The 12,836-nt window shown below is 41.8% G+C and carries 15 protein-coding genes; 9 read left to right on the top strand and 6 right to left on the bottom strand.

Annotation, left to right across the window (positions count from 1 at the left end; genetic code table 11):
* Positions 1 to 64 precede the first annotated feature (64 nt).
* From ACESMA_RS20230 to pgl, 5 genes are all read left to right on the top strand, one after another.
* Positions 65 to 520: a single-stranded DNA-binding protein gene (locus ACESMA_RS20230; protein WP_372950692.1), complete on the top strand. Its 456-nt coding sequence runs from the start codon at positions 65 to 67 to the stop codon at positions 518 to 520.
* A gap of 175 nt (positions 521 to 695) precedes the next feature.
* On the top strand, positions 696 to 1,283 hold the full coding sequence (gene gldD, locus ACESMA_RS20235) for a gliding motility lipoprotein GldD (RefSeq protein ID WP_372950693.1): 588 nt from the start codon (positions 696 to 698) through the stop codon (positions 1,281 to 1,283).
* Positions 1,283 to 1,933: a 4'-phosphopantetheinyl transferase family protein gene (locus ACESMA_RS20240; protein WP_372950694.1), complete on the top strand. Its 651-nt coding sequence runs from the start codon at positions 1,283 to 1,285 to the stop codon at positions 1,931 to 1,933. The genes gldD and ACESMA_RS20240 overlap by 1 nt, the downstream gene beginning before the upstream one ends.
* Positions 1,930 to 3,429, top strand: coding sequence for a glucose-6-phosphate dehydrogenase (zwf, locus tag ACESMA_RS20245; RefSeq protein ID WP_372950695.1), 1,500 nt, complete (start codon positions 1,930 to 1,932; stop codon positions 3,427 to 3,429). The genes ACESMA_RS20240 and zwf overlap by 4 nt, the downstream gene beginning before the upstream one ends.
* Positions 3,430 to 3,472: 43 nt before the next feature.
* A complete protein-coding gene (pgl, locus tag ACESMA_RS20250) occupies positions 3,473 to 4,204 on the top strand; it encodes a 6-phosphogluconolactonase (RefSeq protein WP_372950696.1) in 732 nt (243 codons plus the stop codon).
* Here pgl and ACESMA_RS20255 read toward each other — a convergent pair.
* The 3 genes from ACESMA_RS20255 to dinB all read right to left on the bottom strand — a co-directional run bounded on the left by ACESMA_RS20255 (position 4,197) and on the right by dinB (position 6,794).
* Entirely contained in the window at positions 4,197 to 5,204 is a 1,008-nt protein-coding gene (locus ACESMA_RS20255) for an alpha/beta hydrolase (protein WP_372950697.1), read from the bottom strand. The genes pgl and ACESMA_RS20255 overlap by 8 nt on opposite strands.
* A gap of 64 nt (positions 5,205 to 5,268) precedes the next feature.
* Positions 5,269 to 5,535 (bottom strand): hypothetical protein, encoded by a 267-nt coding sequence (locus ACESMA_RS20260; RefSeq protein WP_372950698.1) that lies wholly within the window; start codon positions 5,533 to 5,535, stop codon positions 5,269 to 5,271.
* 188 nt (positions 5,536 to 5,723) lie between these two features.
* Positions 5,724 to 6,794: a DNA polymerase IV gene (gene dinB, locus ACESMA_RS20265; protein WP_372950699.1), complete on the bottom strand. Its 1,071-nt coding sequence runs from the start codon at positions 6,792 to 6,794 to the stop codon at positions 5,724 to 5,726.
* A 73-nt stretch (positions 6,795 to 6,867) separates the two neighbouring features.
* On the opposite strand from dinB, the gene ACESMA_RS20270 reads away from it, so the two are divergent.
* Together ACESMA_RS20270 and ACESMA_RS20275 are read left to right on the top strand one after the other, a co-directional pair.
* Positions 6,868 to 7,065 (top strand): hypothetical protein, encoded by a 198-nt coding sequence (locus ACESMA_RS20270; protein ID WP_372950700.1) that lies wholly within the window; start codon positions 6,868 to 6,870, stop codon positions 7,063 to 7,065.
* Positions 7,062 to 7,334, top strand: coding sequence for a type II toxin-antitoxin system RelE family toxin (locus tag ACESMA_RS20275; protein ID WP_372950701.1), 273 nt, complete (start codon positions 7,062 to 7,064; stop codon positions 7,332 to 7,334). The genes ACESMA_RS20270 and ACESMA_RS20275 overlap by 4 nt, the downstream gene beginning before the upstream one ends.
* Positions 7,335 to 7,340: 6 nt before the next feature.
* Here ACESMA_RS20275 and ACESMA_RS20280 read toward each other — a convergent pair whose 3' ends face one another.
* The 3 genes from ACESMA_RS20280 to ACESMA_RS20290 form a co-directional block, all read right to left on the bottom strand.
* On the bottom strand, positions 7,341 to 7,742 hold the full coding sequence (locus ACESMA_RS20280) for a DUF2007 domain-containing protein (RefSeq protein ID WP_372950702.1): 402 nt from the start codon (positions 7,740 to 7,742) through the stop codon (positions 7,341 to 7,343).
* The gene (fucP, locus tag ACESMA_RS20285) at positions 7,739 to 9,052 is read right to left on the bottom strand and encodes an L-fucose:H+ symporter permease (protein WP_372950703.1); all 1,314 of its coding nucleotides are present in this window, start codon (positions 9,050 to 9,052) and stop codon (positions 7,739 to 7,741) included. The genes ACESMA_RS20280 and fucP overlap by 4 nt, the downstream gene beginning before the upstream one ends.
* Before the next feature lie 88 nt (positions 9,053 to 9,140).
* Positions 9,141 to 11,765: a glycosyl hydrolase gene (locus ACESMA_RS20290; RefSeq protein WP_372950704.1), complete on the bottom strand. Its 2,625-nt coding sequence runs from the start codon at positions 11,763 to 11,765 to the stop codon at positions 9,141 to 9,143.
* Positions 11,766 to 11,920: 155 nt separating this feature from the next.
* On the opposite strand from ACESMA_RS20290, the gene ACESMA_RS20295 reads away from it, so the two are divergent.
* Both ACESMA_RS20295 and ACESMA_RS20300 read left to right on the top strand, forming a co-directional pair.
* Positions 11,921 to 12,628, top strand: a complete 708-nt coding sequence (locus tag ACESMA_RS20295; RefSeq protein ID WP_372950705.1) for an SGNH/GDSL hydrolase family protein — start codon at positions 11,921 to 11,923, stop codon at positions 12,626 to 12,628.
* A gap of 2 nt (positions 12,629 to 12,630) precedes the next feature.
* The coding region (locus tag ACESMA_RS20300) for an alpha-L-fucosidase (RefSeq protein ID WP_372950706.1) at positions 12,631 to 12,836 on the top strand (206 nt) is incomplete at its 3' end.

The following is a 12,836-nucleotide window of genomic DNA, read 5'->3' on the forward strand; positions in this document are numbered from 1 at the left end:
CTAAATCGGGAAAACTTAAATTCAGAATTTGTATTTTTAAATCGTTAACCAAATTATTTTAAAAATGGCAGTAAATAAAGTTATTTTAGTAGGAAATGTGGGCAAAGACCCTGAAATCAGGCATCTCGATTCAGGAGTTGCAGTTGCAAACTTCCCTTTAGCTACCTCTGAGAGTTACGTGGCCAAAAATGGCGACAAAGTTGAATCGACCGAATGGCACAATATTGTTGTTTGGCGCGGACTGGCTGATGTAACTGAAAAGTACGTAACCAAAGGCCGTCAGTTGTATATTGAAGGTAAAATAAGAACCCGCTCGTGGGATGATAAGGAAGGCAACAAACGCTACACCACCGAAATAGTTGCGGATGTATTGCAATTGCTGGGATCCCGCCCGGACAATCAGCAAGGAGACAATAATAACAACCAATACGGAGGCAATCAAGCAGAGTCAGCCGGATTTAAAAACGCAAATGAAACTGAAGTAGAAGAACCGGGTGGCGACGATGATTTGCCATTCTAAATCTGCAATAAATTCGAATTCCAACCAACCGTTGAATTGAAGTCAATGGTTTTACAAATAAAATATTCATTAACTGGCGTGCAAATCAGTTAATGAATATTTGTTATTCTGTCACTTGTAATTCAAAATAAAATAAAGCCTTTATTTTTGCGTTATATCAGGCAATAAATTCATCATGAAATATAAACTCTTTCTGTTGGTTCTGGTCATCCTTGCAGTGGGTTGTAAAGAAAAATTTACACCCAAACCCCGGGGGTTTTTCCGAATTAGTTTCCCCGAAAAAAAATACCAGCCAATAAATAATCAGTTTCCTTATCAGTTTGATATTCCTGAATACGTGCAAATTGTTCCTGACTATCAGAATCCGAATCATCCCTGGTGGATAAACCTCGAAATTCCTGAAAATAAAGCCGAAGTGCATATTTCGTATTACAACTTACAAAACAACACTAACCCAGCGCGTGAATCGCTGGCAGAATTTATGGAGGAATCCCGCGAACTGGCCTACAAGCATTCCATAAAAGCCAATGCCATTGAAGAGCGCATTTTTGTAAATCCTGAAGAAAAAGTTTTCGGCACCGTTTACCGGATTGAAGGAAATGCTGCTTCTCCCATCCAGTTTTTCCTAACCGACAGTACCCGGCACTTTTTACGTGGAGCCCTTTACATCAGAGCAACGCCCGATATCGATTCACTAAAACCGGTAATTGAGTTTCTGGAGCGCGATGTAGTCCAAATTATTGAAACTACTAAATGGAAATAATGCCGGAAGCAAAAGTTTTCGATACTGAAATTGGGAAAATAGGAATTTGGAAATTTCAGGAATCCAGTAAAGCGCTGCAACAGAATTTTCGATTTTCAGCAAAAGAAAAAGCAGAATTTCAATCTTTCAAATATGAAATCCGGAAAAAAGAATACCTTTCTATCCGGTTACTTTTAGAACAGATGCTTGGCGAAAAGAATGAAATTTGTTACACTCCCGGCAGAAAACCATATTTAAAAAACACACCTCATTTTATCAGCATTTCACACTCGGCAGATTTGGCTGTGGTGTTGCTTTCAAAAAAAAATGCAGGGGTGGATGTAGAAAACATTCAACGGAACACCGAAAAAATTGCAACCCGATTTCTTTCTGAAAATGAGCTGAATGACATTAACAATTCACCTCAACCCAAACTTCAGCGCATGCTGTACTGGTGTGCCAAAGAGGCGGCATTCAAATTTTCCGTTTGGCCTGAAATTGAATTTAAATCACAAATAAATATTCATAAATTTGAGCTGAATGCTAATGGAGGATTTTTTTCCGGACAACTGTCCAAACAATTGCCACCAGTTAATTTAGCATTTCACTATTTTTTCATTGAAAACAATGTGGTTGTTTATTGTGTTGAAGAAGAAAATAATAGAAAATGAAAAAGCCGGAAAACCATATACTTGTTATTTTTGGCGCCTCGGGCGATTTAACCCGGCGCAAACTTATTCCCGCCTTGTTTGATTTGTACGAACAAAATTTGCTGCCCGATAAATTTGCTGTTTTGGGAGCGTCGCGTACCAAACTTTACGATGAAGATTTCAGAAAAAAAGCAGATGAATTTTTGCCGGAAGAAAAAGAAACTGCAGAGTTTAAAAAATTGCTTTTTTACGAACCGGTTTCCCCAACCGAACCAGAAGATTTTATAAAATTAAAATCGCGGATCAAGAAACTGGGAAAAGATAAAAATATTGCACCCAACTATATTTTTTACCTTTCCACTCCCCCATCGGTTTACGAAAATATTGCACAAAACCTGGCCGACCAGCAACTGAGTAAATCAGAAAAATATTTCCGAAGGATAATTGTGGAAAAACCGTTTGGAACCGATTTGGATTCGGCCCGGAATTTAAATAAGAATTTACTGCACTGCTTTAATGAAAACCAGGTTTACCGCATCGACCATTACCTGGGAAAGGAAAGCGTTCAGAACATGTTGGTTACGCGGTTTGCCAACGGTATTTTTGAACCGTTGTGGAACCGCAATTTTGTTGAACGGGTTGAGGTAACTTCTGCCGAAAGTCTTGGAGTTGAAGGTCGTGGTGGCTACTACGAACATTCCGGCGCTTTGCGCGATATGTTACAAAACCACCTGCTTCAGTTGGTTGGGTTCGTTGCCATGGAGCCCCCGGTTGTAATAGAAGCCGATGCCATCCGAAACGAAATTGTGAAAGTTTTTCAATCGCTTCGTCCGATTACTGAAGAACTGGTCACTGATTATGTGGTCAGAGGTCAGTATATCGGTTCCACTATTAAAGGTGGCCAGGTAAAAGGCTACCGCGAAGAGCAGGGAGTTGACCCGGATTCGCGAACTGAAACTTTTGTGGCTATGAAATTTTTTATTGATAACTGGCGCTGGGGTGGCGTGCCATTTTACATCAGGACCGGCAAAAAGCTTCCGGCACGGGTTACCGAAATAGTCATTCACTTTAAACAGGTACCACACCATTTGTTCAACAACATGGGGATGCCAGGTCCGGTTGACAATCAACTGGTTATCCGTATTCAACCCGACGAGGGCATTTTACTGAAATTCAGAATGAAAACACCCGGCGCAGGATTTCAGGTTCAAACTGTTAACATGGATTTTCACTATTCCGATTTGGCAGAAATTCGCCTGCCCTCGGCTTACGAAAGGCTACTTCTTGACTGTATGCAGGGAGATGCTACACTTTATTCCCGGGGCGATGCGGTGGAGGAGGCATGGAAATTTGTACAACCCATTCTGAATGCCTGGAAAAATAATCCGAAAATTCCGGTTTACGGATATCCTGCAGGTACCTGGGGACCAGAATCTTCTGACAAATTAATTCAGGAAGGAGAATGGCGTTTTCCGTGCAAAAACCTTTCGGACGACGGGACATATTGTGAATTGTAAAAACAAATAAATAGCCTATATTTAGTTCAAAAAATCTGAAATTATGGCAGCGTCAACAGAAGTAAAAATTTATTCAAAACCTAAAAAGGTATGTAAAGCAGTGGCCCGCGAAATCCGAAAAATGACGGAGGGTTCGCCACGACCACGATTCGATATTGCCCTTTCGGGAGGAAATACGCCCAAAAAACTGTTTAAAAATCTGGCAAAAAAACACAAAGACAATATTCCCTGGGAGCATATTCATTTCTGGTGGGGAGATGAACGGTGTGTAACACCAACCAGCGACGAAAGCAATTTTAAAATGGCGAATGATTTTCTTTTTTCCCATGTGCCGGTTCCCTCAAAAAATATTCACCGGATAAAAGGAGAAAATCCACCGGTGGAAGAAGCCAAACGGTATGCTGCCGAAATGAATAAAAATCTGAACCACAGGAGTGAAGTACCGGTATTCGATTTAGTTCTGCTCGGTTTGGGCGACGACGGCCATACGGCTTCCATTTTCCCCGACCAACTGGAAATTTTTGAAGAAAGTCGAACCTGCGTGGCTACAAAACATCCGCTTACCGGACAAAACCGAATTACCCTCACCGGCAAGGTTTTAAACAATGCAAACCGGATATTTTTTATGGTTACGGGTGAAAACAAGTCGATGCGTTTAGCTGAAATAATGAATAACGAAGAAGCGGCCCGGCTGCTCCCAGCTTATTATATCGAACCTAAAAACGGATCACTTATATGGTTTGCCGATGAGCCGGCTGCCTCAAAAATTACCTGACCGGATTTAAGTTCAAAACTTCTTCACCAAATTGAATCGTTTCCCGAATGACTTCATCCACCGAACCTGAAGTAATTTCACAGGCAATAACATGGTCGCCGGCTTCGGGAAAAGCCACTTTTATTTTCCGGTCAGAAGGTGTTCCCAATTGATCAAACATTTTCAACATGGAGCTTACTTTTACTGTTTTATCCTGATTATTTTCATCTTTATAATAATACCCCAGAAAAACAGGTGTTGTAACCCGGTTAAATGTTGATTTATTCATGGTGGCTTCAACCAGTTGTTGCAAAAAAATCACCGCTTCCATCCGGTATTTGCAATACCAGTACTGACAATCTTTTGACTCAAAATCTTCGCTGGTAACACGGTATTTTCCGCCGGTAACTTTCCGGCCAATTTGCAATCCCCAGGGTTTTGAAAGCAAAAATGCAGCCCCGTTATTAATTCTGATGTTGGGCGAATATAAAATTAAACCGTCCACATATTCCGGAAAATCGGCAGCAAGTTGCAAACCAAGCGTTCCTCCGGTGGAAGTACTCATGATAATGACTTTTTTCCCTAAAGTACGCGCTACCATCAAAGCCTCTTTGGCCGATTCCCATAAATTGTCGGGAGTCATATCAATCAACGCATCTTCCGTTTCTAATCCGTGAGAAGCAAGCCGGGGCAAGTAAGCATTCATACCAAAATGTTTTGCAAACTCAACATTTGCAGGATAACCTTCGTACCACGATGCTGAAAAACCATGCAAATAGAGCAGGCAAAAATCGGTGCGTTCCACAAGGGAGTCATTTGCCCAAACTATCCGCGATTCATTGTCGGGCCTAATGCTATATTCTGCTTCTTTTTCTTCAATGTAGGATTCCATGTTTCTTAAACTGGCCGGTAGTGAAGGAAGGTCTTTGTCCAGTTCCGGCTTCGGAGGTTTTGGACCTAAAAGATAACCAGCTACCAAAATGAGCAGGAGAATAAGGATGAAACGTTTTAGTTTTTTCATAATTTACAAATTTCTAATTCTATTCCGAATGCCTTTTTGAATGAACTACTGAACGAAAACTCCATCAGAGTATATTCTTTAATTCATTGATATCTGAAGGAAATTCTAATTTACCTGATTTCTCCTCTTCCCGGGTCTTTGCGTAGTTGGTAGCTATTTCATTTCTTCTTGTTTCGGCAATGTTATTCTCTAACAGATTTTTTAATTCTACTTTTTCTTCAATGGATAAACTGTAAATTTTATCCACAATATCACTAAACCGAAATGCAAGCGTTCTCATATCAACTTTTTTTACAAATATAGTGTTTTTTGCAAAGTCTTTCTTTGGCATATAATACTCGATTAAATGTATTTTGGCTGGCAGTTGCTCACAGGGAAACAACGGACAAAAACAAGAAATCTGAAACAAAAGACCGCAAATTTTGGGTGGCGTGGTTTCCCGCGATCGGGTGGAGCGATCTCCGATCCGCTCATTCTATTAATCAGCGGATCGGAATCCGCTGCACCCGCAGTACCGGTTTAAAAATCAATCGTCAACTGCACTGGCTCGTTTCTTTCTTCATGCTGAAAATTGGAAAAGGTTAAACCCAGCAAACGGATGCCTTTGGTAAAGTTTTCGGAATGAAGTAGTTGCTCTGCTTCTACTTCAAGTTCATTTTTTGTGGTGAACCAGCCAGAAATGGTTTTGCTGCGGGTGTGCTGTTCAAAGTCAGCGTACTTGTATTTTAACGTGAGGGTTTTGGCTTTGACATTCGACCGTTCGTAACGTTCCCAAAGGATATCCGCAATTTGAAATAATTCCACTTGCAGTTCATTTTCCAAAAAAAGGTCGGTTGAAAACGTTTGTTCGGCGCCAACTGACTTTCTTTCACGGGATGGCTCTACCGGACGTTGGTCGATTCCCCTGCAAATTTCGTAGTAGTAATTGCCCGATTTTCCAAAAAGCCGAACCATTTCGAAACGGTCAATTTGTTTCAAATCCCGTCCAAACCAGATGCCCATTTTATTGAGCTTTTCGGCAGTCACTTTTCCAATGCCAAAAAATTTGCGTACTTCCAGGTTGTCAATAAACTCCTGCGCTTTACCGGGTGTAATCACAAAAATTCCGTTGGGTTTGTTTACATCGGAAGCCACTTTTGCCAGGAATTTATTGTAGGAAACGCCGGCAGAAGCGGTGAGATTTGTCGCTTCAAAAATCCGTTTTCTGATTTCCTGTGCGATGAGAGTAGCCGAAGGTTTTCCTTTTTTAGCGTAGGTTACATCCAGATAGGCCTCATCGAGCGAGAGTGGTTCCACCAAATCGGTGTATTCAAAGAATATTTCCCTGATTTGGTTTGAAATTTCCTTGTAGCGGGCAAAACGGGGTTTCACAAAAATCAGTTCCGGGCATTTGCGTTTGGCCACTTTCGACGACAAGGCCGAACGTACCCCAAACTTTCGGGCTTCGTAACTGGCCGCAGCCACCACTCCCCTATCCCGCGAACCACCTACTGCAACCGGCTTTCCTTTCAACTCCGCATTATCGAGCTGCTCCACCGATGCATAAAAGGCATCCATATCGATGTGGATTATTTTTCGGGTGTTTTCCAATTTTAAACTTTAATGTTTTTATAGGATAAAAGTAAGCTTAATGTATTAAATTTGGAATTCAAATTAAAACATTATGAAAGCTATTATTCTGGAAAGTAAAAATTCTTCTGACATCAGACTATTGGTTGAACTGGCCAAAAAGTTAAATATCAGAGCTAAAATTCTTTCTTCTGAAGAAAAAGAAGACATCGCCCTTGCAAATGCCATGCTCCAGGAAGAATCAGGGGAATACCTGACTGAGGAAGAATTAATAAACAAACTGACGGAGTGAAAATCATTGCAGACAAGTCATTTGAAAAGGATCTGGTTAAGTTGGAAAAAAAACAAAAACAGGAAGTTGTCAATTTGATTCAGATACTTAAACAAATTGAAAACCTTTCAGAAATCACTTCAATCAAAAAATTATCGGGATTCAAAAATTTATATCGAATCAGATTAGGAAATTTTAGAATCGGATTCAGACTGGACGGAGAAAAGATTATTCTGATTCGTATCCTGCACAGAAAAGATATTTATAAGTATTTCCCTCTGTTTCTTTAACTATTTTTAAAATTCATTATCGCAATCTGAACACCTGTATCGGGCATTTTTAAAAACCTTATCCAAAGGTAAATTTCCCATAAAAAGGGCTGCTGTAATTGCTGCAAAAAATACCTGAATTCTTTTTCTCAGACTCAATTTCATCTTTATCTTTTCAGAACCACAGACCGGACAGACGAGTTTAGTTTTTGAGCCTGAAAGTTCACCTGATGCAATTAAAATTTTCCGGACACGATCAACATCAAATTCCGGCACCTGCAATTCCACCGTAAATGCAGGAATATGATTTAAAACCTGCGTTGTCAGTTCATTTTTCAACCGGCATTCAATGCCTTCCGACTCCAGCCGGCTTTTCAAAACCGATAAATCTGCAAGGTAATGAGACTCTTTTATGGTAACAAATTTCACTTTTGTTTGAATTCCAGTTTTGGATGTACTTTTAATGTTCTGTAACCGTAAATGGCAATGACCACAAAACAAATAAACGGTAACACAAACGAAATGTTAACCGCCGGCATTGAACCAACTGTTCCCAAATCGATAATAGCGCCTTGCATCGGTGGCATTAAAGCACCGCCAACAATGGCCATAACCAGGCCTGCTGCACCAATAGTAGCATCGTCGCCCAAATTTTCGAGTGCAATACCATAAATAGTTGGAAACATAAGTGACATAAAAGCAGAGGTTGCAACCAGCAAATAGAGCCCGGCCATTCCCTGAATCAGAATAACCCCGGTTATGGTAGTCATGCCGCCAATGGCAAAAACCATCAGCAATAACCGCGAATTGAGGTATTTCATCAGCATGGTGCTTATAAACCGGCTCGAAAGGAAAATAACCATTGCCACAATATTGTAATTCTGGGCTGTGGCTTTTGGAATTCCCAGGTTATCAGCATAATGGATGATAAATGTCCAGCACATGATTTGCGCACCCACATAAAACATCTGGGCAATCACCCCTTCGCGGTATTTTACATTTTTGAACAGCCGCCGGAATGTATCCCCTGTTTTAATGGTATGATCAGCACCGGCTCGCTTAGGCATTTTCGCCACCAAAATAACAATAAACATGGCAATCACCACAAATCCCAGAATGATGTATGGATCGCGAATAACAGCCAAATCGTGGGTGCGAATGGCGGCTTTTTCAGCCTCTCCGAGAGTGGTATAAATTAATTCTCCTGCTGCGTCGCGTTTGTCCGATTCCAAAGCAGAAAGGATAAAATTGGAAGCCACAAACATACCCAGTAAGGAACCCATTGGATTAAAAGATTGGGCCAGGTTAAGCCGCCGGGTTGCAGTTTCGGGCGCTCCCATCGATAATATATACGGATTGGCCGTGGTTTCCAGAAACGCCAGTCCGAACGTTAAAATGTAAAGTGAAACCAGGAAAAACCCAAAAATTTCGAATTGAGCTGCGGGAAAAAACAACAAAGCACCTACTGCGTATAGCGCCAGTCCCATTAAAATACCCTTTTTGTAACTGAATTTTTTTACAAATAGTGCCGCCGGAATGGCCATGGTGGCATAACCGCCGTAAAACGCAAACTGCACCAGCGCGGCTTTCACGTTGGAAATTTCCATTACCGTCTGAAATGCAGCCACCAGCGGATTAGTAATGTCGTTGGCAAATCCCCACATGGCAAACAAACTGGTAATAAGGATAAAAGGCAGCAACACCTTTTTCGATACAACAGGCTTTTTCGGTTCTTTCATTCTTTTTCAGATTAATCAATAATTTTTTAAAAGCGCAAAGGTGTAAAAATATCTATTTCGGAATAACCTGTGCCTTCCTGTTTCGAGTTTATTTTAATGAAGTTATTTTCACATCCCCCAGCAATCCCGCCTCTTTTACCTCCCACCCCGAAGCATCGAACGGCTGGTATTCAATATTCACAAAATTGATGTCGTGAAATTTTTTCCAGTTTACTCCGCGAATATCCAAATCGCGGATGCGGTTGGTTGCCACGTTGGTGACTTCAACCTCCAGCAAGTTTTTGCCCGGTTGCAGATTGTCCACTTTTAATTTGAAGGTGGGTCCCAAAAGGGTTCCAAAATCTTTTCCGTTTAATTTTACACGGGCACAATCCTTCACTTCGCCGAGGTCCAGAAAACCGGTGGAAGTTTCGCTTTCCCAGTCAAATTCAACCGCATAAAGGGCTGTTCCGGCAAACCGCGATGTTTCTTCGTCTCCTGGTTCTGTCCACGATTTCAATTCAGCTGTTGTAATATCGCCAGGTAAAACCGGCCCGCCTTCCAGAAAACTGATTTTCCACATTCCTTTAATTTCCTGTGCTTCCGTTTCTGGTTCGACATAAACATAATCAGGAGCATCAGTTTTTTTATTGGTGCAGCGAATAAAAACCGCTCGTTCAGGCTCCAGTTGAATGCGTACGGCGTTTCCCTGATTTTCAGCCTTGGTAATTTCTCCGGTTTCAGGGAAATAGAAAAGATATAATTTCGCTTTTGCATTTAAATCCACCCACTCGTCCAAAGGCTCTGTTCCCATATTAAATACCATATACCAGTCTTCGTCATTACGTTTCATTTTCAGGAAATGAAAACCCTTTTCGGCAAGCGATTTTTCTGCAGAAATTCCTGCATTGTCAAGCAATTCGAAAACATCACCCACATAATTAATCAAATCAGCTGATGATTTCAAATCTGCCAGTTGTTTTTCTCTTTCTTTCAGGTTAGACATTCCCGGAACGCTTTCAGGAAGCTGTTTATCGAAATAAACTTTCCCGCCTTCAGCAACAAAATCAGTCAGCTTTTGCAAGGTTTCCACCGGAATGTATTTCGTTTCCGGAAGCAAAATTGCTTTGTATTGAGTTTTTCCCTGAGTTACAATTTCTCCTTTTTTCGTTTGACAATTCAGCAGTTGCTTGTCTGAAATATAATCAAAACTGTATCCGGCATCCAGCAGACTTCGTGTGAGTTTGTCAAACGGATAATCACGGAACCAGCGGGCATTGTCGCCGCCATCAATATTCAGGTTGTTAAACAGCCGGCCTTTGCTGGCAGTCACATCGTAATATGGCCAGTAAACCAGCAGGTCGTTTTGCGGAGTGGATTGCTGCATAATGGTTTGCGAACGTTCGATGTATTGGAAAAGCGCCGGCATTTCATGCCACAGCGGATTGCGGTTATTCATCTGTGTGGAAGCATAAAACAGCCAGCCCGGCCATTCGGCATCATCGGGCGAATAACAGGTTCCGTGAAAAAACATGTGGTTGACACCCGCCAGAAAAAACCGGTTGGTGGCCCGCATCATATCTGCCGGAGTAACCGTCCAGTGCTCGTCGAGCCACGTAAAACTTTCGGAAGAAACCAGTTTTTGCCCGGTAACATGCGCAGCCGACGAAGCAAATTTATTAACCAGAATATCCACAGTACCCGGTTCAACAGTCCTGAAAATCTCCGTTTCGGGAATGTCGCAGGCGGCATACAAATCGAGAATATTACCGGGTGAACCGTGCGCCTGGTTGCGGTTCATGCTTCCACGCCGGTTCGCCCAACGGGTCATGGGTTGAATAAACGATTCCAGCACCAAATCCGACAAGGTTTCCCTATAGTCGGATTTTACGCGGGCAACGGTTTCGGTATCGTTGAAATCACCCGCCAGCACATACAGGTATTCTGCCAAATCGTAGCTGCGACGCTTTTTAAACTCTTCAGTAAAATGGGTAGTAAAATCGCCGGTATATTCAAACGAATCGTGGAAAAAGCAGCGCAACATTCCTTCGTCAATCCCTAAACGTTCCCAGAATTCGTTCAGGTACCATTCGGTAATTTCATCATTAAACGTATCAATGGCCCAGCCCATGCCGCCTTCCGATGCCCGTTTCACCATGTCGCGGTTTTTTAGCCGTTCTGCCAGATACACGATTCCGGCTGTCGGGGCAGTAAATGATTCTTCAGGGCTTAAAATGGTTACTTTACCATTTTCGTCAACAAACGACAGGGCAGCAGCCGTTTCAATTTCAACAGGTACCTGAAAATCTTCTCCGGCAGCCACTTCAAAACTGTGTATTCGCAATGACCACAGGCCTTTTTCCCGGGTCACAAACGGTCCGCCACAGCGCCAGCCACTTCCCGGTGGAAGGTCAACACCCATTCCCAGTTTGTTGGCTTCTTCGATGGTGAATTTCAGCATTTCCGAAAATTCAGGAGTCAGGTATTCGATAAACCGATCTTCCTCTCCCTGAACGCCGTAAATGGAAGTGATTTCCACCCCACCGATTCCTGCACCGGCCATTTCCTGCAGTTCACGGCTGATGTTTTCCTTATCCACCGCGTTACCCGGCCACCACCACCGGGACCAGGGTTTCGATTCCTGTGTTGATTCGGGCCAAAAAACTTTTTCCTGTTTACAGGACGTAAAAAAAAGGATAAAAACGAATAAAAAAGTGACTGGTTTAGTTTGCATTGCAATCGAATTTTTTGTGAATTTTACAAGACAATTTCAGCTATTTTCGCCTAAAATAGATAATTCCATTCAAAATCGTAATTTTCAAAAACAGATTTATTAGATTAGCAGCAATAAACCAATTTCAATTCATTGACATTCTAATCCGTTAAAATATGGCTACAAGAAGAGATTTTCTGCAAAAAACCCTGATGTTTTCGCCTCTCGTAGTTTGGCCAAATTCACTGGTTACTTTCTTTCAGAATGATTTACCGAATGTTCTGATTCTGGGCGATTCCATTTCAATTGGATATACACCGTTTGTTCAGGAATATCTGAAAGGGAGAGCAAACGTATTTCGGCCCATGCTGGAAAACGGGAAACCTGAAAATTGTGCCGGAACAACAAAAGGGGTTGAAAACATTGACCGCTGGCTGGGCGATAAAAAATGGGACATCATCCATTTTAATTTTGGTTTACATGACATCAAACATGTGGATCCGGTAACCGGAGAAAACAGCCAAAACCCAAAACACCCGCAACAAGCCAATCGCAAACAGTACAAAAAGAATCTGGAAATAATTGTTGAAAAATTAAAAGCCACCGGCGCAAAACTCATTTTTGCCACTACCACTCCTTATCCCGAAACAGTGGAGGGCCCGTTGCGTAAACCCGGAATGCCGCAAAAATACAACCGGGCGGCTGTTAAAATCATGAACAAAAACGGAATTCTCATCAACAACCTTCATGCCTTTATGGTGCCCCGGATGGCCGATTTACAGCTTCCGAACAATGTGCATTTTACAGAAGATGGCAGCCGGGAGATGGCGAAAAAAGTGGTGGAAAGAATAAATGAAGTATTTGAGGAAATCAATAATTCATAGCAATGAAACAAGTTATAATTGTCATTTTGTCTTTTTTGACGATTTATGCCCCGGCACAAAAATATGAAACCGACAAAAAACTGCTGAAAGAATTCCAAAACATGAAATTTGGAATGTTTGTGCACTGGGGACCAGTTAGTTTAAAAGGTACCGAAATTGGCTGGTCGAGGGGCCGCGAGGTACCTGTTGAAGAGTACGATAATTTGTA

The organism is Mariniphaga sp. (assembly GCF_041687215.1).
Classification (GTDB): Bacteria; Bacteroidota; Bacteroidia; order Bacteroidales; family Prolixibacteraceae; genus Mariniphaga.